Source organism: Streptomyces sp. IBSBF 2435 (assembly GCF_036815005.1).
Classification (GTDB): domain Bacteria; phylum Actinomycetota; class Actinomycetes; order Streptomycetales; family Streptomycetaceae; genus Actinacidiphila.
Window position 1 is genome coordinate 18,975 of the sequence record NZ_JAJSYW010000032.1, and the last position, 23,028, is coordinate 42,002.

Sequence of the window (23,028 nt, forward strand, 5' to 3'; positions counted from 1 at the left end):
TCACGGCTGCGGATGGCGTGTGCGGCCGTGCGGCGGGCGTTGCCTGGGCTCAGCTCGTGGTGAGGTCGAACTCCTCCCACGGACCGATGGCGGCGCGGTTGGCGATCAGCGGCTGGGCGCCGGCGTTCTCGGCCGTCACGTACTTCCCGTTGGCCCCGGCCTTGAGGCTGACGCTGCCGTCGGAGTTGTGGATCAGCTGGAAGGTCTCCCAGCCGGCCGCCGCGGCCCGGTTGGCGATCAGCGAGGCGGCGCCGCCGTTCTCGGCCGTCACGTACTGGTTGTTGGCGTGGGCGCGCAGCGCGATGTTGCCGCCGCCGAGGTCGATCTCGTCGAACCTCTCGGCGGTGCCGACCGTGGTGCTACTGGCGGTCAGCGGCTGGGCGCCGCCGCCCGGCGCGGTCACGTACTTGCCGTTGGCGTGCGCCTTGAGGCTGATCCCGGGGTCGGCCGGCGGCGGGGTCGTGTCGACCGCGCAGTTGGCGGGGACGACGCCGGCCGCGGTCTGGATGCCGCCGAGCAGCACGTGCAGGAAGTTCGGCTCGGTGTAGCTCTCGATGGTGTGGCCCATGCCGGTGTACCAGGCCCGGCCGCCGTCGTAGGCGTGGCACCAGGTGGTGGGGTGGTCGGCGCCCATGGTCGAGCCGGTGTAGGAGTTGTCGTCGACCGAGGCCAGCACGTGCACCTGTGAGCGGGGGTTGGTCTGGAAGTCGTACCACTCGTCGGTGTGGGTGTACGTGTTCGGCAGCCCCTGGGTCGACGGGTGGGTGTGGTCCTCAACGGTCACGGTGGCCGGCTGGATGGCGGGGTGCTGCTTGAAGTACGCGCCCACCAGGCCGCCGTACCAGGCCCAGGTGTAGCCGCTGTCGGAGGCGGCGTGGACGCCGGCGTAGCCGCCGCCGTGCTCGATGTAGCGCTGGAAGGCGTCCTTCTCCGCCTGGGTGGTGACCGGGTCGCCGGTCGCCGACAGGAAGACCACGGCCGCGTACTGCGCCAGGTTGGCGTCGGTGAACTTCGAGTCGTCCTCGGTGGCGTCGACGGTGAAGTTGTTCTGCGCGCCGAGCTGCTGGATGGCGGCGATGCCCGCCGGGATGGAGTCGTGGCGGAAGCCGGTGGTCTTGGAGAACACCAGGATCTTGAAGGGGGCTGCCGCGGCCCGGCCGGCGGACGGCGGGGCCGGGACGGCGTTCACCGCGGGGGCCGCGGCGGTCAGTACGGCTGCCGCGGACAGGCTCAGTGCCGCGAGCAGGGCGAGACGTGTGCGTGGGCGGGGCGTGCGCATGGCGGCTCCTCGTTCGGACGCACTGCGGGGGGATGTGCCGCAGGGTGGAACGGACGGACCGCGTCGGGGCGCGACGAAGCAGGTCTGCTCGCGCCGGGCGGCGAAGGGTCCGTCCTGCGGCATAACGGCATCACCTGGAGACTTGGCGGTGACAAGGGATGCCTCGGCTCCATCGCGGCGCGCTGATCAGCGCAAACCGCGGGCGGAGTGATGAATTGGTTCGTTGGTTCAAAAAACTAATTGGCCGGGCGCGGAGCGTCAAGGGTTGTCACACACAAGCCAATAAGCGCTTCCGCCCCGGCCTTCACCACCGGCCCGGCCCTCAGCAGGGCCGCTTCAGGGGGGAATTGACGATCGCTCAGAGCACCGGGCCGGTCAGGTCGATGTACGCCGACGGGTCGCGCAGGATCGCCTGCACCCCGGCCCCAGCGGCGCCGCGTACCGCCGCTTCGGTGCCCAGCCCGGACACCTGGAGCCGGTCGGACCGCCAGCGGCCCGAGGTGACCCGCTCGTGCAGCTGCACCTGGAGAGTGGGCACCAGCCAGGGCGCCAGCCTGGCGTAGATCCCGCCGATCACCACCTCGGGCGGGTCGAGCAGATTCACCGCCCCCGACAGCGCGACGCCCAGCGCCCGGCCGGCCACCGCGAGCGCCCTGACCGCGGCCCCGTCGCCCTCGGCGGCGAGCGCGGCGAGCCGCTCCACCGGGGCGCTGCCCTCGGTCGGCGCGTCCTGGAGGGCGTGCCGACCGGGGCCGCCGCCGGCGCGGGCCGCGGTGGCGGTCGCCACGGGCGCGGAGCCCAGCCGGGTCGCGCTCACGGTGTCGAGCGCGGCGGCTTCCAGCAGCGCGTCCTGGCCCGCGTAGCGTTCGAGGCAGCCGCGCGCGCCGCAGCCGCACTCGGGGCCGTCAGGGATCACCGTGACGTGGCCGATCTCCCCGGCGAAGCCGCCGCCGCGGAAGAGCGTGCCGTCCACCATCAGCCCGGCGCCGATGCCGATCTCGCCCGACACGTACAGGAAGCTCGCCCCCGCGCCGGCCGGCCTGGCCTGGAACTCGCCGATCGCGGCGAGGTTGGCCTCGTTGTCCACCGACACCGCGAGCCGCTGCCTGCCCAGGCCGCGTACCAGCAGTTCGGCGGCGGGGATGTGGCGCCAGTCCAGGTTGGGGGCGTGCAGCACCTTGTCGTCGTGGACCAGGCCCGGGACGCCCAGGGTCACCTGGACCGGGCTGAGCCCCGCCCGCCGGGCGGCGGCGCAGGCCCTGGCCGCGAGCCGGCCCGCCGAGTGCAGCGTCTCCTCGGCGTCCCGGCCGCGGTTGTCCGCGCGTTCGGTGAGCCGGACCCGGGGGGCGCCGGTCAGGTCGGCGACGCAGACCGCGGTGTAGTCGACGTTGACCTCGACGCCGACGCCCGCGGCCCCCTGCGGGTTGAGCGCGAGCGCGCCGCCGGGGCGGCCGACCCTGCCCTGGTTCTCCGGCACGTGCTCGATGACGAGGCCGGCCAGCCGCAGTTCCTCGACGAGCGAGGAGACGGTGGCCTTGGTGAGTCCCACGCGGGCCGCGACGGTGGCCCGCGAGGCGCTTTCACTGGCAGCGACCTGACGGAGCACCAGCGCCAGGTTGTGCCGGCGCATGCTCTGTTTGCTCGCCGGCTGCCCGCCGCCGTTCATCACGCTGCGACCTTTCTCCGCCGACGCGGACCACGACGGGTCCTGCCCGGCAAACTTCTCTGACCTATTTATTCATTCATCAAACTAATAGACGCTTCACTGCAGGTCAACGACCTTCAGGACACTCACAGAAACGTCGAAGCGGACCGATGGGTCGTACGGCGGCAGGCGCGGCCGACCGCCGCGGCGCACCGGCGGTGATCGTTGCGGATGCCGGGGATGTACCTTACGCGCCGACTTTCACGGACTCGACCCCGGCCCCCGGCGGCGCCGGGGCACCGCTTCAGGGTTGCCCAAGTCGCCGCTTCGCGTGGTGCGTTCAACCGATTCTTGACTGGCTCTTGCCGTGCGGGAAAGGGGTGATTAGTTTATTCGCTGAACTGACGAACAGATCGCTGACGCGAGGGGTGCCCGGCGAGTGGGCCGCGCCCCGACGCTCGTCGGCCTGGCCTTTCCTGCCGCGCGGGCATGGCTCCACGGGGTGACACCTGGAGGTGACGTATGCGTTCGGCCACCGCGCGGAGCGCCTGGCCGGCGGTTCGACTCCCCCTGTACGCCTGACGCGGTGCGCGCCGGGCCAGGCTTGCGGTGGGTGCACCCACCGGGCATTCACCCCCGCACGGTCGGTGCCCCTTACACGGTTCACGCCAGGCGCTCCACGCGGGTCCGGCCCCCGCCGGGGGTTGCCTCGTGCGGCGCGTTTTCGTCGGTCGCGCCATCGTGGCTGATCGCGCAGTTCCCCGCGCCCCTGGGGGTTGCCCTCCGCGGCAGAGGGCGCCCCAAAAGGGCGCGGGGAACTGCGCGACCGGCCACGACGGACCGCAGGTGTGAAAGCAACAGCAAGTGGCACCCGCCCGGGGAGGGGGAACGGCGCGGCCAGCCCCCGCCGGGCCGCGCACGCGAGGCGCCACCGCAAGTGGCAGACCCAAAAAGGCGCGGGGAACTGCGCGACCGGCCACGACGGACCGTCGGGTAAAGGCATGCGGCCACCATCGCAAATGGGGCTGCCCGCGCAAGCGAAACCGCATACGAACGAATGGTGACAGCTCACCGCAAGGCGAATTGCGTGATCAACCCCGGCGGCGCCACAGGTGTGAATGAGACAGCAGGAGGGCAACCCTCAGGGGCGCGGGGAACTGCGCGACACGCCAGAACGGAGCGCGACTGTGAACGCCACCGCAAATGGCGCCCTTCCAGGGGTGCCGGGAATTGCGCGACCAGCGACAAAAGCGCCGCGGACAGGCCAGGGCGGCCCGGCGCGAATACCCGAAGTCGGCGTATTAGCCGAGCTGGTGCGGGCCCCCGCCGCCCTCACCGTGCCGGGTGACGTACTGGTCGGGGCGAGCGCGGCCGGGTGGCCGTTCGGGGTGCGGGCCACCGCGGGCCTCGCGGGCGCTTCCGTACTCCTCTACTGGAGCGGCATGGCGCTCAACGACTACGCCGACCGCGAGGCCGACGCCGTCGAGCGGCCCGGGCGGCCGATCCCCTCGGGCCGGGTGAGCCCGCGGGCCGCGCTGGTGACGGCCGCCGCGCTGACCGCGGCGGGCCTCGGCGTGGCCGCCGCGGCGGGCGGCCGACGGGCGCTGGGCACGGCGCTGCCACTGGCCGCCGTGGTGTGGGCGTACGACCTGGCGCTCAAGGACACCCCGCTGGGCGCGCCGGCGATGGCCGCGGCACGCGGCCTCGATGTGCTGCTCGCGGCGGGACCGCAGGGCAGGCGGGCGGCGGCGCCCGCCGCCGCGACGATCGCCGCGCACACCGGGATCGTGATGGCGCTGAGCCGCCGCGAGGCGGAGGGCTCGTCGCACGCGCTGCCCGAGGCGACCCTCGCCGCGACCGCCGTGCTCGCGGCGGGAGTGGCCGCGGCGCCGGGCGCGCGCGGACGGCACCGGGCCGCGTCGGCCGCGCTGCTGTCGGTGTACGGGCGCACCTTCGGCGGCGCCCAGTTCGCGGCGATCCGCAAGCCCGACCCCCGGCGGCTGCAACGGGCCGTCGGCGCCGGGATCCTCGGGGTGCTCCCGCTGCAAGCGGCGCTGGCGGGCCGCGCGGGGGCGACCCGGGTCGCACTTCCTCTTCTGGCGGCGCTGCCGCTGGCCCGCCGGCTCTCTCGGAAGGTGTCACCGACGTGACGTCACACTCTCCACTTCGCTTCGGCTACGGCACCAACGGCTTCGCCAACCACCGCCTCGACGAGGCCCTCGACGTGATCGCCGGCCTCGGCTACGAGGGCGTCGCCCTGACCCTCGACCACGCCCACCTCGACCCGTTCGACCCCGACCTGGCCGGTCATCTGCGTACGGTACGGCGGCGGCTGGACGCGCTGGGCCTGGCGGTGGTTGTGGAGACGGGGGCACGCTACCTGCTCGACCCGTGGCACAAGCACTCCCCCACGCTGCTGCACGAGGACGCGGACGGCCGCGAGACCCGGATCGACTTCCTGGAGCGGGCGGTACGTATCGGCGCCGGGCTCGGCGCCGAGGCCGTGTCCTTCTGGAGCGGGGTGCTGCCCGGCGGCACGTCGCCCGAGCGCGGCTGGGAACTGCTGGCCGAGGGCTGCGGGCGGCTCGCGCAGACCGCGGCCCGCGAGGGCGTGGTCCTGGGCTTCGAGCCGGAACCCGGCATGCTGGTCGAGGACTTGGCCGGCTACCGGCGGCTGCGGGACGCGCTGGGCGCCCCCGCGTCCTTCCGGCTGACGCTGGACATCGGCCACTGCCGCTGCCTGGAGTCGGAGTCGGTGGCCGACTGCGTCAGGATCGCCGGGCCCGATCTGGTGAACGTGCAGATCGACGACATGCGGCGGGGCGTGCACGAGCATCTGGAGTTCGGCGAGGGCGAGATCGACTTCACGCCGGTGCTCGCCGCCCTCGCCGAGGTCGGCTACGGCGGGCTCGTCGCGGTCGAACTCCCCCGGCACAGCCACAGCGCGCCGGACACCGCCCGCCGCTCGCTGGACTTCCTGCGCGCGCACGCGCGGACGCCGCGGCTCTCACCGGCCGACGCCGTGGACGCGGATCTGACGCCGCAGGGCCGGGAGTGGCTGGCAGCTGCGGCGGCCCGGGCCGCCGCGGATCCGGCCACGCTGCTCGCCGACTTCCCCGCCGCTGGCCGCTCCTGCGGGCGGGGTCCGCTGACCGCGCCCGGCTGGGACGGCTGGACGGTGGACGAGGCGGCCCGCGTCGTCCTGCTGGCCGGTGCGGGCGCGGAGGCGGCGGCCGACCTCTACGCGCGCGGGGACCGGGCGGAACGGCGGGCTGTACTGCGGGCCTTGCCGTATCTGGACCTGGGCCTCGGCGCGCTGCCGCTGATCGAGGACGCGCTCCGCACCAACGACGTCGCACTGGTCGGCGCGGCACTGGGCCCGGCCGCGGCCGTGCTCGACATCGGGACCTGGCGGCAGGGGGTGCTCAAATGCGTCTTCCTGGGCATCCCGCTGAGCGCGGTGGCCGGGCTCGACGAGCGTACCGACGCCGAACTCGCCAGGATGCTGCTGGACTTCGCCCATGAGCGGGTCGCGGCCGGCCGCGATGTGCCCGCCGACGTCCTTCCGCTGGTGCGGCGCTTCCCCGCGCTGCTCGACGCCTCGCCCATCCACGCGGAGGCGGCCTCGCCGGTACCGCGCAGGGCCGAGGCCGCCCGCCGGGTGCTCGCCGCTCTGCGCTGACCCCCGCCATCCCACCCAGGAGCACCGCATGCGCATCTTCGACCCGCACATCCACATGACCTCGCGCACCACGGACGACTACCGGGCGATGTACTCGGCGGGCGTACGCGCCCTGGTGGAGCCCGCGTTCTGGCTGGGCCAGCCGCGGACGTCCGCCGCGAGCTTCGTCGACTACTTCGACGGGCTGCTCGGCTGGGAGCCCTACCGAGCCGCGCAGTTCGGCATCAAGCACCACTGCGCCATCGGGCTCAACCCGAAGGAGGCCAACGACCCGCGCTGCGCGGAGGTGCTCGACCTGCTGCCGCGCTATCTGGCCAAGGACGGGGTGGTCGCGGTCGGCGAGACCGGCTTCGACTCGATGACCTCGGCGGAGGAGAAGGCCTTCACCACGCAGCTCGCGCTGGCCGTCGAGCACCGGCTGCCCGCCCTGGTGCACACCCCGCACCGCGACAAGGCGACGGGCACGGCCAGGTCGATCGATGTGATCAGGGAGTCCGGCATCCCGGTCGAGCACGTCGTGGTCGACCACCTCAACGAGCTGACCGTCCGCCAGGTGCTCGAGTCCGGCTGCTGGGCGGGCTTCTCCATCTACCCCGACACCAAGATGGAGCCCGACCGGATGGTCGCGATCCTGAAGGAGTACGGCACGGAACGCGTCCTGGTGAACTCGGCCGCCGACTGGGGCCACAGCGATCCGCTGCGGACCCTCGCCACCGGTGAGGCGATGCTCGCCGCGGGCTTCACCGCCGAGGACGTCGACCGGGTGCTGTGGCAGAACCCGGTGGCCTTCTACGGCATCAGCGGGCGGCTGGACGTGGACGAGCCGGCCCTCGACCCGGCGTCGCTCTTCGAGGGCAATTCCGTCCAGCGCGGCTCCCGCTGACCCCAGGAGGTCCCCATGCGTCTGCGGCACGCAGACGGCACGACCGTCCATCTCGGCTACTGCACCAATGTCCACCCGGCCGAGGACCTGGCCGGTATCGTCGGCCAACTCGACCACTACGCCCTGCCGGTACGCGAACGGCTCGGCGCCGACCGGCTCGGCCTCGGCCTGTGGCTCGCCCATGATGTGGCGCGCGAACTGGCGGCCGACCGTACGGCGGTGGCCCGGCTGCGGGCCGAACTCGACTCCCGCGGCCTCGAAGTGGTCACCCTCAACGGCTTCCCCTACCGCGGCTTCCACGCGCCGGTCGTCAAGCACGCGGTCTACAGCCCGGACTGGACGTCGCAGGCGCGGCTCGACTACACCCTCGACCTGGCGCAGGTGCTGTCGGGCCTGCTTCCCGACGACGCCCCGCACGGCAGCATCTCGACCCTGCCGCTGGCCTGGCGCGACCCCTGGGACGCGGACCGGCGGGCGGCGGCGGGGCAGCGGATACGGGCCCTGGAGGCGGGCCTCGCCGCGCAGGCGGACCGCGACGGCCGGCCGGTCAGGGTCGCCTTCGAGCCCGAACCCGGCTGCGCGGTCGAGACGGCGGAGCAGATCGAACGGGAACTGACCGGCCTGGGCGGCGACTTGTTGGGACTGTGCCTCGATGTGTGTCATCTGGCGGTGTCCTACGAGGACCCCGCGCAGGTGCTGGACCGGCTCGCGGCGGCCGGGCTCGCGGTGGTCAAGGTGCAGGCGTCCTGCGCCCTGCAGGCCGACGACCCGTCCGACCCCGCGGTGCGCGAGGCACTGGCGGCCTTCGTGGAACCGCGCTTCCTGCACCAGACCCGGGAGGCGGGCACGGGCGGCGCCGCCCACGCGGCCGACGACCTGGGCGAGGCGCTGTCGGGTCCCGGCGCGCTGCCCGGCGCGGCGCCCTGGCGGGTGCATTTCCACGTCCCCCTGCACGCGCCGCCGGAGCCGCCGCTGGCCGGCACCTCGGCCGTACTCGAACAGACCCTCGGGCTGCTCTTCGGTGGACCCGCGGCGCTGGCCGACCACGTCGAGGTCGAGACGTACACCTGGTCGGTGCTGCCCGCGGACCGGCGGCCGGAGGGCGCGGACGCGCTGGTCGCCGGGATCGCCGCGGAAGTGGCCTGGGCGGCGGGGACATTGACCGATCTCGGCCTCAAGGAGGTGACGGCATGACGCCGTCGGCACAGCGCAGCAGAACCGTCGTCCTCGACGTGGTCGGCCTCACCCCGCGGCTGCTGGCCCACATGCCGGCGCTGCGGAAGGTCGCCGCCGAGGGCTTCACGGCCGAAATGGGCACCGTCTTCCCGGCGTTGACCTGCCCGGTGCAGTCCAGCATCCTCACCGGCTCGATGCCCGACGAGCACGGCATCGTCGCCAACGGCTGGTTCTTCCGCGACGCCGGGGAGATCTTCCACTGGCGGCAGTCCAACAGCCTGGTGCGGGGCGACAAGCTGTGGGCCGCGGGCCGCCGCAGCGACCCCGACTACCGGGTCGGCAACATCTGCTGGTGGTACGCCATGGGCATGGACGTCGACGTCACGGTGACCCCGCGCCCGGTCTACCACTACGACGGCCGCAAGGGCCAGGACTGCTACGCCCATCCGCAGTCCGTCCACGACGAGCTGACCGCGGCCCTGGGCCAGTTCCCGCTGTTCAACTACTGGGGTCCCGGGGCGGGCATCGCCTCCACCCGGTGGATCGTCCGCGCCGCCGGGCACATCCTGGACACCCGCCGCCCCGACACCCTGCTGGTCTACATCCCGCACCTGGACTACGAGTTGCAGCGGCACGGCCCCGACGGGCCCGAGGCGCCGGCCGCGGCCCGCGCGGTGGACGACGAACTGGCCCCGCTGCTGCGCAGGCTGCGGGCCGAGGGCACGACGGTGGTGGCGCTGAGCGAGTACGGCATCACCGCGGCCCGCCGCCCGGTCGACATCAACCGGGCGCTGCGCCGCGAGGGGCTGCTGAACGTCTACGTCCAGCAGGACATGGAGAATCTGGACCCGTGGACCTCGCCGGCCTTCGCGGTCGCCGACCACCAGGTGGCGCACGTCTACGTCCGCGACCCGGGCGACATCCCCCGGGTGCGGGACGTGGTCAAGGCGCTGCCCGGCGTGGACCGGGTGCTGGACCGCAGCGAGCAGTCGGAACTGCGGATCGGCCACGAGCGCTCGGGCGAGCTGGTCGCGATCGCCGAGCCGGACGCCTGGTTCACGTACTACTACTGGCTCGACGACGATCTCGCGCCGGACTTCGCGACCGGGGTGGAGATCTTCCGCAAGGCCGGCTACGACCCGGCGGAGCTGTTCCTCGACCCGACCGATCCGACGGTCAAGGTGCGGGCGGCGATGTCGGTGGCCAAGCTCAAACTGGGCATCCGCACCTCGCTCCAGGTGGTCGGCCTCGACCCGTCGTGCGTACGCGGCAGCCACGGCCGGCTGCCGGACGACCCGCAGGACGGCCCGGTGCTGATCTGCTCGGACCCGGCATACGGCAGGGACCGCTTCCATGTGACGGAGGTCAAGGACCTGCTGCTGCGGCTCGCGGGGCTCGAACTGCAGGGCTGAGGCAGTGACCCGGCCGCGCGGCTGACCTTCGCCAGGGCCGCCATCAACTGGGCGCGCTCGGCCTCGGTCAGGTCCGCGGTGACCTGACGTTCGAGCTCCAGACGTTCGGCTTCGACCGGCTCGCGCAGCGCGCGTCCGGCGCCGGTCAGCCACAGCCGGACCAGCCGGTTGTCCCGGTCGTCGCGGCGGCGTACCAGCAGTCCCGACGCGGTCATCCGGTCGGCCATCTTGACCACCGTCGGGGTGGTCACATGCAGTTTCGCCGCGACCTCGCCCGGCGTCCTGCCGTCCTGCTCCCACAGCGCGGCGAGCAGGTGGTGCTGGCCGTAGTGCAGGCCGTGCCGGCGCATCGCCTCGTCGGCGAGCGTGCGCAGCACCTTGGTGGTCCTGCTGTGCAGGTCGAGGAATTCGGGCATCGCGGCCTCCCGTCGGCTAGGGCGGCCGCCGCACGCCCACAGAATCGATTGACGGCTAATGATTAACCGGCTAACGTTCCCCGGGTCAATTCATTAGACGGCAAACGACCTGGGGGGATCCCGATGATACTCGTCACCGGCGGCACCGGAAACATCGGCCGCGAGCTGGTCGGGCAGCTCGACGCGGCGGGCGCCGCCTTCCGCGTCCTGGTGCGCGATCCGGCCCGGGCCGCCGCCCTTCCCGCGAGCGCGGAACGCTTCACCGGCGACCTCACCGCGCCGGACACGCTGACCGCAGCCTTCGCCGGCGTGGACCGGCTGTTCCTGCTCACCCCCGGGATCGGCACCGACACCACGGCCCACGCGGTGGCCGCCGCGCGGACCGCGGGCGTACGGCACCTCGTGCAGCTGTCCTCGACCAACGTCCTGGGCGACCCGATGCCCGCGATGGGCCGCTGGCACCACGCCCGCGAGCAGATCGTCCGCGACTGCGGCATCCCGGCCACCGTCCTGCGGCCCGGCGGCTTCATGACCAACGCGCTGGACTGGCTGCCGACCATCCGCGCCGGCGGCTACGTCCTGGACCCGGTCGGCCCAGGACGCCTCGCCCCGATCGACCCGGCGGACATCGCCGCGGTCGCCGCCCTCGCCCTCACCGGCGAGGGCCACGCGGGCGCGGAATACGCCCTCACCGGTGCCGAGGCCTTCACGGTGGCGGAGCAGGTGGCGATCATCGCCGCCGCCGCGGGCCGGCCGATCGCCGTACGCCCCGCCGTGACCGCGCAGGAAACGGTGGCGGCCCGCTTCCCCGGCGGCGCCCCGCCCGCCCTCGCCGAAGCCCTCGTCGAGGGCTTCGCGCTGCTGCGGGCCGACACCGAGGGCTTCCGCACCGACACCGTCGAGGAGCTGCTCGGGCGCAAGCCGGCCGCCTTCGCCGACTGGTGCGCCCGCAACGCCGACGCCTTCCGGGCCGGCCCCACCGGCTGACCGCGCCGCCCGCTCCGCGCGCCAGCGACGCCGCGTCGCCCATCACGACCACCGGCTGCAGGGCGGGGTCGAGAACGGCTGGCAGCTGCCTCATACGCGCCTCGGACACGCCGGCGAGTACGGCGATCGCCACCGCGCCCGACCCCGACAGCAGCGCACGGGGAGGAGGGGAAGGCATGGGGCAACGCTTCGGTGCACGGGGGCGCGGGAGGCAGGCGGGCGGCGGCGCGGGGCGGTCCGGCGCGGCCCGGCAACCGCTCTCCCGGGCCGCGGTGCCGGGCGTACGCCACTGCCTCCACCTCCGCAACCGCCCGGCACCCCGGGAAGGTTGCCCCGGGCCCGGGAGCATTCGCCCACGTCCGCCCACGTCCGCCGCTGTACCGCCGGTGAGGCGCGGGCGAGTTCGCGTCGAGGCCTTGACGCGTCCTGCACGCGAGTGTTCACTTCCGCATTGGAGAGCGCTCTCCCGCTCCATGTGTCACCGTTCACCGCACCACCGCCCGGCGGCCGCCGTCCAGAGATCTCCTGCGTTCCCCCCACACCCCCCTTGAGGGAGACTCATGTATGCCAGCAACAGGGTCAGGTCCCGTGCTGTCCGCACCACCCGCGCCGCCTGGCTCGCCTCGGCCGCCGTCCTCGCGCTGATCGCCGCCCTCTTCACCGCCGCACGCCCCGCGCATGCCGCGCCTTCCCTGCTGTCGCAGGGCAGGACCGCGACGGCCTCGTCCACCGAGAACGCCGGGACCCCCGCCTCGGCAGCCGTCGACGGCAACACCGGCACCCGCTGGTCCAGCGCGGCGGCCGACCCGCAGTGGCTCCAGGTCGACCTCGGCACCGGCGCCGCCCTCAGCTCCGTCACCCTCAACTGGGAGTCGGCGTACGCCACCGCCTACAAGATCCAGGTCTCCGACAACGCCACCACCTGGACCGACGCCTACTCCACCACCACCGCGACCGGCGGCGTGCAGACAGTCCCCGTAAACGCTTCCGGTCGCTATGTCCGCTTCTACGGCACCGCCCGCGCCACCGGATACGGCTACTCCCTCTGGGAGTTCCAGGTCTACGGCACCAGCGGCACCACAGGACCCACCGCCTGCGGCACCGACAACGCGGCACTCGACCGGCCCGCCACCGCGTCCTCCACCGAGAACGCCGGCACCCCCGCCTCCGCAGCCGTCGACGGCAACACCGGCACCCGCTGGTCCAGCGCAGCGGCCGACCCGCAATGGCTCCAGGCCGACCTCGGCAGCAGTGTCCCGGTGTGCCAGGTCGTGCTGAACTGGGAGGCCGCCTACGCCACGGCCTTCCAGATCCAGCTGTCCGACAACGGCACCACCTGGACCCCGGTGTACTCCACCACGACCGGCACCGGCGGCGTCCAGACCCTCACCGTCACCGGCACCGGCCGGTACGTCCGCGTCACCGGCACCGCCCGCGCCACGGGCTACGGCTACTCACTGTGGGAGTTCCAGGTCCACACCGGGGGCAGCGGCACCTCGGGCGGCGGCAGCGGCGGCAGCGGAGGCACCACGGGCGGCACCGGCACCGGCGACTGCGGCACTGCGAACGCCGCGCTCGGCCACCCGGCCACCGCCTCCTCCCTCCAGGACGGCGACCCCGGCTACTCGGCCGTCTACGGCGTGGACGGCAGCACCATCAGCCGCTGGTCCAGCGCCTCTTCGGACCCGCAGTGGTTCCAGGTCGACCTGGGCGCGAGCCTGCCGGTCTGCCGGGTCGTGATCAACTGGGAGAACGCCTACGCGAAGGCCTTCCAGATCCAGCTGTCCGACAACGGCACCGACTGGCGGCAGATCTACTCCACCACCACCGGCCCCGGCGGCAAGCAGAGCATCGACGCCACCGGCAGCGGCCGCTACATCCGGATGTACGGCACCGCCCGGGCCACCGCCTACGGCTACGCGCTGTGGGAGTTCGAGGTCTACACCGTCGGCGGGGTCACCGCGACCATCCCGCCGCCGCCTTCGCAGCCCGCTCCCGGCACATGCCCGTGGCTGAACTCCACCGCGGCCACCTCCACCAGGGTCGCCCAGCTGATGGGGCAGATGTCGCTCCAGCAGAAGGTCGCGATGCTGCACGGCACCGACGCCCCCGACTACATCGGGAAGATCGTCGGCAATCCCGCCCTGTGCATCCCCGACGTCAACTTCGAGGACGGCCCGGCCGGCGTCGGCGACGGGCTCGGCGGGGTGACCCAGATGCCGTCCGGCATGGTCTCCGCCGCGACCTTCGACCCGCAGTGGCAGCAGAGCTACGGCGACGCGGTCGGCCAGGAGTTCGCCGGCAAGGGCGTGCATGTCGCGCTCGGCCCGACGGTGAACATCATCCGCGACCCGCGCTGGGGGCGGTCGTACGAGACCTTCGGCGAGGACCCGTACCTGTCGGGGCAGATGGGCGCCGCCGACATCAGGGGCATCCAGGAGCAGGGGGTGATGGCGGAGGTCAAGCACGCCGCCGCGTACAACATCGAGCAGCCGGCCGGCACGGTCGATGTCGACGCGCGGACGCTGCAGGAGATCTACCTGCCCGCCTTCCAGACCGCGATCAAGGAGGGCGGGGCGGCGGCGGTGATGTGCGCGTACAGCAATGTCAACAACGAGCCGTCGTGCCAGAACCCCGACATCCTCAACAAGGGCCTCTACCAGCAGGCGGGCTTCACCGGTTTCGTGACGTCGGACTGGGGCGCCATCCACTCCACCGTGGAGTCCGCGAACGCCGGCCTGACGGTGGAGATGCCCGGCGGCTACTACTACGCCGACTTCCTGATCCAGGCGGTGCAGGACGGCCGGGTCAGCCAGGCGACCGTGGACACCATGGTCTCCCGGGTGCTCACCCAGATGTTCCGCTTCGGGATGTTCGACAAGGCGCCCACCGGTGACAACAAGGCCATCGTGACCACGCCCGCGCACAACAAGGTCGCCCTGCAGGGCGTCGAGGAGGGCACGGTCCTGCTCAAGAACAACGGTGCCCTGCCGCTGAATCCGGCGGCCCTGCCGTCCGGTGTCGCGGTGATCGGCACCGACGCGGGACCCGGCACCCAGACGATCGGCGGCGGCAGCGGCACGGTGACCAGCAGCGGCACCTACACCCCGGTCATCGGCATCCAGCAGCGGCTCGCCGACACCGGCACCAAGGTGACCTACGACGAGGGCACGGACGTGACCGCGGCGGCGAATCTGGCCCGGGCCTCCAGCGTCGCGGTCGTCTTCGCCAGCGACAACTACGGCCACGAGGAGGCCGACAACGCCTCGCTCAACCTGCCGGGCGGCCAGGACGCGCTGATCTCCGCGGTGGCGGCGGCCAACCCGCACACCATCGTGGTGCTCAACAACAACTCGGCGATCCTGATGCCGTGGCTGAACCAGGTCGCGGGCGTCTTCGAGGGCTTCTACGACGGCCAGCAGTACGGCCAGGGCATCGCCGCGCTGCTGTTCGGCGATGTGAACCCCTCGGGCCACCTGCCGGTGACCTTCCCCGCGGCGCTGTCCCAGGTCCCGGCGAACACCGCGGCCCAGTGGCCGGGCACCAACGGCCAGGTGAACTACTCCGAGGGCCTCAAGGTCGGCTACCGGTGGTACGACACGAACAACCTCACCCCGCTGTTCCCGTTCGGCTTCGGGCTGTCGTACACCAGCTTCTCGTTCGGCAACCTCCAGGTCGGCGCGGTCTCGGGCGGGCAGGCGACGGTGAAGGCGACCGTCACCAACACCGGCAGCCGGGCGGGCACCGAGGTCGCCCAGCTCTACGTGGCCGATCCGGGCCCGGCGGGTGAGCCGCCGCACCAGTTGAAGGGATTCCAGCGGATCAGCCTGGCCGCGGGCGCCTCGGGCACGGTCACCTTCACCGTCCCGGTCCACGCGCTGGCCTCCTGGTCCACCACGGCGGGCCACTGGGTGGCCGACGCGGGCACCTACCAGATCCTGGTCGGCGACTCGTCGCGCAACCTTCCGCTCAGCGGCGGCGTCACGCTGCCCTCCGCGGTGACCGCCGACTGACGGCGGCCGCCGGTGCGGGGCGCCGGCTGACGGCACCCCGCGCCGGCGGCGGTTACGCCAACAACCGCTGGAGCTAACACCGGGTGGCAACACCCGGTCTCGGACAGAAGGCTTTGCGAAAGGGGTTTCAGAAACGGACGTGGGCGTTATGGTGGTCCCGTGTCTGATGCCATTGCCTACGAGGCCCCGCGGGACGCGGGGCTGGATGCGGTCGCGGTGCTCGCGGACGAGCAGCGACGGCGCATCCATGAGATCGTGCGCCGCGCCCACCGGCCGGTGACCCGTGAGGACGTCGCGGCCGCCGACGGGATCTCGGCCAAGCTCGCCGCCTTCCACCTCGACAAGCTGGTGGCGGCCGGCCTGTTGCGGACCTCCTACGCCAACCCGGCCGCGATCCCCCGGGTCGGCCGCCGCCCCAAGGTCTACGAACCCGCCGACGTCGAGATCCGGGTGAGCATCCCGGAGCGCCGCAGCGATGTCATCGCCGGCATCCTGGTCGACGCTGTGATGGGCGCCCAGCCCAGCGAGGACGCGCCGACGGCCGCGGTCAACGCGGCACGGCGGCAGGGCGAGGCGATCGGGCAGGCGGCCCGCGCCAGGGTGCGCCCCGGCCGGCTCGGCCCCGAGCGCTCGGTGAGCGTCGCCGAACCGATACTCGAACAGTACGGCTACGAGCCCGACCGCCCGGCGCCCACCCGGCTGCGGCTGCTCAACTGCCCTTTCCACCAGCTCGTCATGCGCTCCCCCGAGCTGGTGTGCGCCATCAACCTGGCGCTGCTCGACGGTCTGCTGGACGGCATGCAGGCGCACGGCATCGAGGCGACGATGGTCCGAACGACCACCACCCGCTGCTGTGTGGAGCTGCGGGAGAGCGGCCCCGACGCACCGCCGGGAGCCGAGGACGCCCGCTGCCGTCGGGCCCCCGGCTGACCGGCGGCCGGACGGCCGCGCGCTCAGCGCGGCCGGGCCGGCGGCAGCGGCACGAAGCCGCTGGTGCGGGCGCGGTACTCGGCGTAGCCGGGGCGCTCCGCCATGTGCCGCTCCAGCATCCGCTTGCCGCTGCCCCCGATCAGCAGGAAGCTCATGGTCAGCGGGGAGACCACGGTGACCGCGGCCGCCGCGGGATCGTCGCAGACGATCAGGAACAGCCCCCACCACACGCAGAAGTCGCCGAAGTAGTTGGGGTGCCGGGTCCAGGACCACAGACCGCGGTCCATGATCCGGCCGTGGTTGCCGGGGTCGGCCGTGAAGCGGGCCAGCTGGTAGTCGCCGACCGCCTCGCAGCCGACCCCGAGCAGCCACAGCGCCGCGCCCACGGCCGCCACGGGACCCAGCGCCCCCTGCACGTAGCAGGCGGCCTGCACCGGCAGCGACACCAGCCAGACCAGGGCCGCCTGGGTGAGGTGGACGATCCGCAGCGCGTAGGCGTTGCGGTTGCCGGGGGCCTTGGCGAGCATCCTGGCGTAGCGCGGGTCCTCTCCCCGGCCCCGGCCGCGCCAGGCCAGGTGCACCGCGAGCCGCAGCCCCCAGCCGGCCGTCAGCGCCAGGACCAGGACCCGGCGGCCGGTGTCGCCGTGCCCCGCGGACAGCCCGAAGCTGACGGCGGCGACCACGGTGAAGGCCAGGCCCCAGGTGATGTCGGCCAGCCGGTGCAGGCCTCGGCGTACGGAGACGGCGAAGGTCACCAGCCACACCGCGAGCGTGACCCCGGCGCAGACCCCGAGGTTGACCGCGAAGGCCTGCCACGGGAAGCCGTTCACCCGGCGGCCCCGGCGGCGTCCGGCTCGCGGCGCGTGAGCAGCAGTTGCCGTACGTCGAGGTAGCCGGAGCGGAAGCCGGCCTCGGAATAGGCGAGGTAGAAGGTCCACATGCGGCGGAAGACCGCGTCGAAGCCGAGCGCCTCGACGTCCTCGGCCCGCTGTACGAAGCGCTCGCGCCACAGCCGCAGGGTCTCGGCGTAGTGCACGCCGAAGCCGTCGTGGCGGGCGACGGTCAGCGCCGTGTGGGCGGCGGTGACCTGCTCGACGGCCTCCAGGGAGGGGATGACACCGCCGGGGAAGACGTACTTGTGGATCCAGGTGTGGCCGTCGCGGGTGGCCAGCAGCCGGTCGTGCGGCAGGGTGATCGCCTGCAGCGCGATCCGGCCGCCGGGTGCGAGCAGCCGGTCGAGCACGGTGAAGTAGTCGGGCCAGAATTCCGCGCCGACCGCCTCGATCATCTCGACGCTGACCACGGCGTCGTAGCTGCCGGTCAGTTGCCGGTAGTCGCTGAGCCGGACCTCGACCAGGTCCTGCTGCCCGGCCTCGCGCACCCGGCGCACCGCCAGGTCGCGCTGCTCGGCGGACAGCGTCACGGTGAGCACCCGGGCGCCGCGGTCGGCGGCGCGCAGCGCGAGTTCGCCCCAGCCGGTGCCGATCTCCAGCAGCCGGGTGCCGGGGCCGACCTCCGCGAGGTCCAGCAGCCGGTCGATCTTGCGGTGCTGGGCAGCGGGGAGCACCGCGTGGTCGGCGGGGAAGCCGCGGAAGACCGCGGCGGAGTACGTCAGGGTCTCGTCGAGGAAGAGCGCGAAGAGGTCGTTGGACAGGTCGTAGTGGTGCCGGATGTTGCGCCGGGCGCCGTCCGGGGTGTTGCGCTGGGCGTCGGGGGTGCGCGGCGCCCAGACGCCGCGCAGCCGCTGCAAGGAGGCGGGGACCAGGGTGCCGACGTGCCCGGCCATAACGGTCAGCACGCCGACCAGGTCCTCGGCGTCCCACTCCCCCGCCATGTAGGACTCGCCGAAGCCGATCAGGCCGTCGGTGCCGATGCGGCGGAAGAACGCCTGCCGGTCGTGCACGGTCAGCAGCGGTCCGCGGTCGCCGAGCGCGCTGCCGTCCTCGAAGCGCACCCGCAGCGGCAGCCGCCGCAGCGCCCGGGTGACGATCGCCCGGGCTATGGCGGTGCGCGGCGGTGAACTGCGCGGTACGCGGGCGACGTCGGGCCAGCGTTCGGGGTCGACCGGCGGCCGGGCGGCCACCGGCGGCCGGTGGGTGAGCGGGGTGCTCACTTCATGCCCTCCTGGGTGGGGTGCGGCGGTCGGGGCCTGACCGGCAGTCCGCGCAGGTAGAGGCGGATGCCGTGCAGGCGGATGGCGGCGGAGACGACGAGGGTGGACCACGGGTGCCGTGCGGCGGCCGCCAGCAGTCCGCGGACGGTCGCGGGGCGCCGGGTGCCGCGTACGGTCGCGGTGAACGGGCTGCCGCCGTCCGGCGTGAGCCGTACGGTGACGGCGAGTTGCTCCCCGGGCTCCGGCAGGTGCATCCGGTAGCGGCCGTCGACGCCGTGGAAGGGCGAGACGTACAGCTCCTTGGCGGTGTCGGCCCGCCCGTGGACGTCGGTGTGCAGCAGATAGCCGTGGCGCTCCCCGTAGGTGTTGTGCACCTCGGCGACCACGCAGCGCAGGGCGCCGCCGGTGTCGTGGCACCAGTACAGCGTCAGCGGGTTGAAGACGTAGCCGAGCACCCGGGCGTTCGCGAGCATCAGCACCTGCCCGCCCGGCGGCTGTTCGCCCTGCGCGGCCAGGAAGCGGTCGAGCCCGGCGCGCAGCGTGGGCGCGGTGCCGCCGAAGTGGTCGCGGGCGTCGAAGCGGGCGAGCGGGCGCAGCAGGGCCGGCAGCCGCGGCAGCCGGTCGAGGTCGACCAGCCACAAGTAGCTGCTCAGCCGCACCCGGTGGCGCAGCGGGCCGGTCCTGATGTGGTCGATCCGGCAGTCGTAGAGGGCGGGGGCGGCGGGGCTCACCACGAGACCCCCAGTGCGGAGGCGGCCTCGACGCCCGAGCGGCAGCCGTCCTCGTGGAAGCCCCAGCCGTGGTATGCGCCGGCGTAGGCGGTGACGGGGGTGTTCAGCGACGGGAGCAGGCGCTGGGCGGCGACGGATTCCGGGGTGTAGACGGGGTGTTCGTAGACCATGGAGGCGATGACCCGGGCGGGGTCGACCAGGCCCTCGGCGTTGAGCGAGACGATGTAGTCCTCGGAGGCGTCAAGGCGCTGCAGCCGGTTCATGTGGTAGCCGATGCGGACCTGTTCTGCGGGTGCGTCGCAGGACGGCATCAGGTAGTTCCAGGAGGCCCTGGCCCGGCGGGCGCGCGGCAGCACCGAGGCGTCGGTGTGCAGCACGGTGGGGTTGCGCGAGTAGGGGAAGGCGCCGAGGACCGCGGTCTCCGCCGGAGTGGGGTCGGCCAGCAGCCGCAGTGCCTGGTCGGGGTGTACCGCCAGCACCACGGCGTCGTGGTCGCTGGCCGTGCCGTCGGCGGTGACGATGCGTACGCCGTCCGCCGAGCGGTGCACCGCGCGTACGGGTGCGCCGGTGTGAACGGCCGCGAGCTGCTTGCGGATCCGCCGGACGTACGCGGCGGATCCGCCGGTGACCGTTCGCCATTGCGGTGACCCGGTCACGGCGAGCAGTCCGTGCCGGTCCAGGAAGCGGAAGAGGTAGCGGGCCGGATACTCCATGGCGGTCGCGGGGGCGCAGGACCACACCGAGCAGACCAGCGGGGTGATGAAGTGCGCCACGAAATAGGCCGAAAACCGTCCGTCGGCCAGGAAGCGGCCCAGTGTCGGGTCGCCGGGACCCTCGTCGGCGGCGAGCAGCCGCCGGGCCTTCCGGTGGAAGGCCGGGACCTCGCCGAACATCCTCAGCGCCCGGGGGCGCAGCGCGGTGCGCGGCCTGGCGAGCACTCCCGACAAGCCGCGTGCGCCGGCGTATTCGAGGCCGCAGCCGTCGCAGCGCACCGACATGCTCATCTCGGACTCCTGGGTGGTGACGCCGAGTTCGGCGAACAGCCGCAGGAGGTTCGGGTACGTGCGCTCGTTGTGCACGATGAAGCCGGTGTCGATGGCGAGGACGCGGCCGTCGGCCTCGGTCACCTCGTGCGTGTCGGCGTGGCCGCCGAGGCGGTCGTCCGCCTCGTACAGCGACACGTCGCAGGCGTTGCGCAGGATGTAACCGGCGGTCAGACCCGCGATGCCGCCGCCCACCACAGCCGTTCTGCGCCGCTCCACAGCCGTCCTCCTCCTCGCCCGGCGGGCGGCCCGCGTGTGCGGATCATTCTGTCATGGCTCGTTCGAAGCCGGGGCGCCCGCGGATTGGTCCGCGCGAGTGCCCCGGGTCACAGCGCCAGGAGTACGACCGGCGCGCCGGTGGGCGTCCGTGAGCCGCCCTGCGGTTCCACGGTCACGCCCACGCCGGACGCGCCCTGCGCGCTGCCGGCCAGCAGGGCGGCGCCGTCGGGCCGGCCGGAGCCGACCAGTCCCGCGGGCACCATCGTGCCGCCGCGGCTGTACCACAGCTGGTAGACGCGGGAGTCGGACAGCCGCGGCAGCCCGTGGTAGAAGAGCGCCGTCCGCCCGAGCTGCCGGGAGGCCACGACGGTGGCGCTGCCGCCGCCCTTGACGGCGCCCGCGTGGGTGGTGGCGTCGGGCGCGGCCAGCAGCGCGCCGAGCGCGGCGGTCTGCTGCTCGGCCTGCGCGATACGGTCCCGCTGCCGGTCCGCACGGTGCTGGGCGTCCACCGCCACCGCGCCCGCCGCGACGGCGGCCGCGAGGCACGCGGCGGCGGCCAGATGCGGCAGCCGGCGCCGCCACCGGGGGTGGGCGGGCACCACTGCGGTGTGCGGGTGCGGCGGCAGCTGGCGTACGCCGGGCAGCGCCGCCATCACCTGGGCGCGCAGCCCGGCGGGCGGGACCACGGCCACCGCGAGCGCCAGCCGGGCCGCGGTCTCCCGCAGTTCGGCGACCTCCTGGGCGCAGGACGGGCAGACGGCCAGGTGCCGGGCGAAGTCCTCGGCCTCCCCTTGCGACAGTGCGTCCAGCGCGTAGGCGCCGGTGAGCGTGTGCAGGTCGGCGACGGTCATGCGGAGGTCACCCCCAGGCAGTCACGGAGTCGGATCAGGCCGTCCCGCAGCCGGGTCTTGACCGTGCCGAGGGCGACCCCGAGCAGGTCGGCGGTCTCGCGGTAGGTGCAGCCGCGGTAGTAGGCCAGGGTGACGGACTCGCGCTGGAGTTCGGTGAGCCCGCCGAGGCAGCGGCGGACCTGCTCGCGTTCGAGCCGGCGTTCGACCTGCTCGCTGACCTCGTCGAAGGCCGGGCTGTGGTCGCGTACCGCCGCTTTGTGCTCGCGGTCGGCCGCGGCCTGCGAGGAGCGGACCCGGTCCACGGCCCTGCGGTGCGCCAGCGTCATGATCCAGGCCATGGCGCTGCCCTGCCCGGGGTCGAAGCGGGCGGCGCACCGCCACACGTCGACCAGCACCTCCTGGGCGACCTCCTCGGACTGCGCCGGGTCCCGCAGCACCCGGCGCACCAGGCCGAGCACCGAGCCGGCCACCGCGTTGTACACGCCTTCGAAGGCCTCACGGTCGCCGCGGGACACCCGGTCCAGCAGATTCTCCAGGGCACCGCTGTGCGGGGCCGGTGTTGTGTCGCGGGCCACCGCGCGCATGGGCACACCTCCGGACGGGAACGTCGTCACGGGGGTTTCGACGCCGTGGCCCGTACGGATTGGTCGGGACGGGAAATTCTTTTCCCGCCGGGTACGGAGCCGGACCGTCACCGTACGCGCGGCGGCGGGCGCGGGGCGAGCCGGGGCCGGTTCCTAGGCCGTGTCCCTGCGGCGCCCCAGCGCGGTGCGGGCCACGGCCGCGTAGCAGGCCAGGCCCACGACGGCGCCGGCGCCACCGCCGAAGGCGACGGCCGGGACGAGGTCGAGCAGCCCGGCGGTGCGCAGCGGGCCGTGGTCCCAGCGGGCCAGCCGTGCGGCGGCCCCGGCCGTCGCCGCCGCGCCCACCAGGACCGTCGCCGCGGCCCTGGTGCGGGCCGACAGCCGCATCCGGGGCGGGGCCTGCGCGGGGGCCGAGCGCAGCGTGCGCACCGCGTACCAGCCGATGACGCCCAGGCCCAGCACCGAGGATCCGAACTGGAGGTCGTAGTAGAGCGGGCGGCCCAGCACTGTGCGGTTCAGCGCCGGCAGCAGGCGGGCGCCGAGCCGGCCGCCGTGGGTGAACGCGTCCCAGGCCACATGGGTCGCCGCGCCGACCGCCGCGGACAGCGCGAAACGGCCGGCTCCGGCCGGGCCCGCGGTCCGCCCGGTCGGCGCGGTGACCGCGTCGGCGGCATCCGCCCACCTGCCGGGCAGCAGTGCCACCAGCGGCTCGCGCAGCAGCCAGTGCCAGCCGGCGGCGAGCACAGCCGCGATCGCCACGTCCGCGGTGGCCACGCCGAGCGGGCTGTGGGTGAACTCGCCGAACCCGAAGGTGCCGTGCACCAGGGAGTCGGTGAAGAAGGGGACGTCGGGCGCCAGCGACCCGGCGACCAGAGCCGAGGCCACCAGCGGGCCGCGGGGCCGCCCGCCGCGCAGCATCGGCAGCACGGCGGCGGGATGACTGAGTGTGAACGGCATGCTGTCATCTTCCCGGGGCGGGCCCGGCGCGGCGAACGGGGGGACAGGACGTCCCCCCGTCCGGTGTCGCCGCCGCGAGCCGGGGTCAGGGTGTGTAGACCTGGGGG

17 protein-coding genes and 1 pseudogene are annotated in these 23,028 nt (G+C 73.6%); 8 read left to right on the plus strand and 10 right to left on the minus strand.

Annotation, left to right across the window (positions count from 1 at the left end):
* Positions 1-49: 49 nt before the first annotated feature.
* Together V7E46_RS09155 and V7E46_RS09160 are read right to left on the minus strand one after the other, a co-directional pair.
* Entirely contained in the window at positions 50-1,279 is a 1,230-nt protein-coding gene (locus V7E46_RS09155; RefSeq protein WP_333767951.1) for a ThuA domain-containing protein, read from the minus strand.
* 358 nt (positions 1,280-1,637) lie between these two features.
* Positions 1,638-2,909, minus strand: a complete 1,272-nt coding sequence (locus tag V7E46_RS09160) for an ROK family transcriptional regulator (protein ID WP_333767952.1) — start codon at positions 2,907-2,909, stop codon at positions 1,638-1,640.
* A gap of 1,328 nt (positions 2,910-4,237) precedes the next feature.
* Between V7E46_RS09160 and V7E46_RS09165 the strand changes: the two genes are divergently transcribed.
* Genes V7E46_RS09165 through V7E46_RS09185 form a run of 5 tightly spaced genes read left to right on the plus strand, consistent with a single transcriptional unit; the run spans position 4,238 to position 10,077 of the window.
* Complete coding sequence (locus V7E46_RS09165; protein ID WP_333767953.1) at positions 4,238-5,074, plus strand: SCO3242 family prenyltransferase; 837 nt, start codon at positions 4,238-4,240, stop codon at positions 5,072-5,074.
* Positions 5,071-6,606 (plus strand): EboA domain-containing protein, encoded by a 1,536-nt coding sequence (locus V7E46_RS09170; protein WP_333767954.1) that lies wholly within the window; start codon positions 5,071-5,073, stop codon positions 6,604-6,606. The genes V7E46_RS09165 and V7E46_RS09170 overlap by 4 nt, the downstream gene beginning before the upstream one ends.
* 28 nt (positions 6,607-6,634) lie before the next feature.
* Positions 6,635-7,489 carry a TatD family hydrolase gene (locus tag V7E46_RS09175; protein ID WP_329172019.1) on the plus strand — a complete coding sequence of 285 codons (855 nt, stop codon included), beginning with the start codon at positions 6,635-6,637 and terminating at the stop codon, positions 7,487-7,489.
* Positions 7,490-7,504: 15 nt separating this feature from the next.
* The gene (gene eboE, locus V7E46_RS09180) at positions 7,505-8,683 is read left to right on the plus strand and encodes a metabolite traffic protein EboE (protein WP_333767955.1); all 1,179 of its coding nucleotides are present in this window, start codon (positions 7,505-7,507) and stop codon (positions 8,681-8,683) included.
* Positions 8,680-10,077 carry an alkaline phosphatase family protein gene (locus tag V7E46_RS09185; RefSeq protein ID WP_333767956.1) on the plus strand — a complete coding sequence of 466 codons (1,398 nt, stop codon included), beginning with the start codon at positions 8,680-8,682 and terminating at the stop codon, positions 10,075-10,077. Before eboE ends, V7E46_RS09185 begins: the two co-directional genes overlap by 4 nt.
* A gap of 143 nt (positions 10,078-10,220) precedes the next feature.
* Here V7E46_RS09185 and V7E46_RS09190 read toward each other — a convergent pair.
* A pseudogene (locus V7E46_RS09190) lies at positions 10,221-10,493 on the minus strand (MarR family winged helix-turn-helix transcriptional regulator); the annotation flags it as partial.
* Positions 10,494-10,616: 123 nt separating this feature from the next.
* Here V7E46_RS09190 and V7E46_RS09195 point away from each other — a divergent pair.
* The 3 genes from V7E46_RS09195 to V7E46_RS09210 all read left to right on the plus strand — a co-directional run bounded on the left by V7E46_RS09195 (position 10,617) and on the right by V7E46_RS09210 (position 16,423).
* Positions 10,617-11,480: an NAD(P)H-binding protein gene (locus V7E46_RS09195; protein ID WP_333767957.1), complete on the plus strand. Its 864-nt coding sequence runs from the start codon at positions 10,617-10,619 to the stop codon at positions 11,478-11,480.
* Between the two features lie 560 nt (positions 11,481-12,040).
* Positions 12,041-15,493 (plus strand): discoidin domain-containing protein, encoded by a 3,453-nt coding sequence (locus V7E46_RS33855; RefSeq protein ID WP_443054095.1) that lies wholly within the window; start codon positions 12,041-12,043, stop codon positions 15,491-15,493.
* Positions 15,494-15,652: 159 nt separating this feature from the next.
* Positions 15,653-16,423: a helix-turn-helix transcriptional regulator gene (locus tag V7E46_RS09210; protein WP_329172033.1), complete on the plus strand. Its 771-nt coding sequence runs from the start codon at positions 15,653-15,655 to the stop codon at positions 16,421-16,423.
* Between the two features lie 23 nt (positions 16,424-16,446).
* On the opposite strand, the gene V7E46_RS09215 is transcribed toward V7E46_RS09210, so the two are convergent.
* The 7 genes from V7E46_RS09215 to V7E46_RS09245 form a co-directional block, all read right to left on the minus strand.
* On the minus strand, positions 16,447-17,253 hold the full coding sequence (locus V7E46_RS09215; protein ID WP_333767958.1) for a DUF1295 domain-containing protein: 807 nt from the start codon (positions 17,251-17,253) through the stop codon (positions 16,447-16,449).
* A complete protein-coding gene (locus tag V7E46_RS09220) occupies positions 17,250-18,536 on the minus strand; it encodes a cyclopropane-fatty-acyl-phospholipid synthase family protein (protein ID WP_333767959.1) in 1,287 nt (428 codons plus the stop codon). The genes V7E46_RS09215 and V7E46_RS09220 overlap by 4 nt, the downstream gene beginning before the upstream one ends.
* The gene (locus V7E46_RS09225; protein WP_333767960.1) at positions 18,533-19,267 is read right to left on the minus strand and encodes a DUF1365 domain-containing protein; all 735 of its coding nucleotides are present in this window, start codon (positions 19,265-19,267) and stop codon (positions 18,533-18,535) included. Before V7E46_RS09225 ends, V7E46_RS09220 begins: the two co-directional genes overlap by 4 nt.
* Positions 19,264-20,529 (minus strand): NAD(P)/FAD-dependent oxidoreductase, encoded by a 1,266-nt coding sequence (locus V7E46_RS09230; protein ID WP_333767961.1) that lies wholly within the window; start codon positions 20,527-20,529, stop codon positions 19,264-19,266. Before V7E46_RS09230 ends, V7E46_RS09225 begins: the two co-directional genes overlap by 4 nt.
* A 107-nt stretch (positions 20,530-20,636) precedes the next feature.
* Positions 20,637-21,380 carry an anti-sigma factor gene (locus V7E46_RS09235; RefSeq protein WP_333767962.1) on the minus strand — a complete coding sequence of 248 codons (744 nt, stop codon included), beginning with the start codon at positions 21,378-21,380 and terminating at the stop codon, positions 20,637-20,639.
* Positions 21,377-21,964 (minus strand): sigma-70 family RNA polymerase sigma factor, encoded by a 588-nt coding sequence (locus V7E46_RS09240; RefSeq protein WP_329172044.1) that lies wholly within the window; start codon positions 21,962-21,964, stop codon positions 21,377-21,379. Before V7E46_RS09240 ends, V7E46_RS09235 begins: the two co-directional genes overlap by 4 nt.
* 153 nt (positions 21,965-22,117) lie before the next feature.
* Positions 22,118-22,921 carry a DUF4184 family protein gene (locus V7E46_RS09245; RefSeq protein WP_333767963.1) on the minus strand — a complete coding sequence of 268 codons (804 nt, stop codon included), beginning with the start codon at positions 22,919-22,921 and terminating at the stop codon, positions 22,118-22,120.
* Between the last annotated feature and the right edge of the window lie 107 nt (positions 22,922-23,028).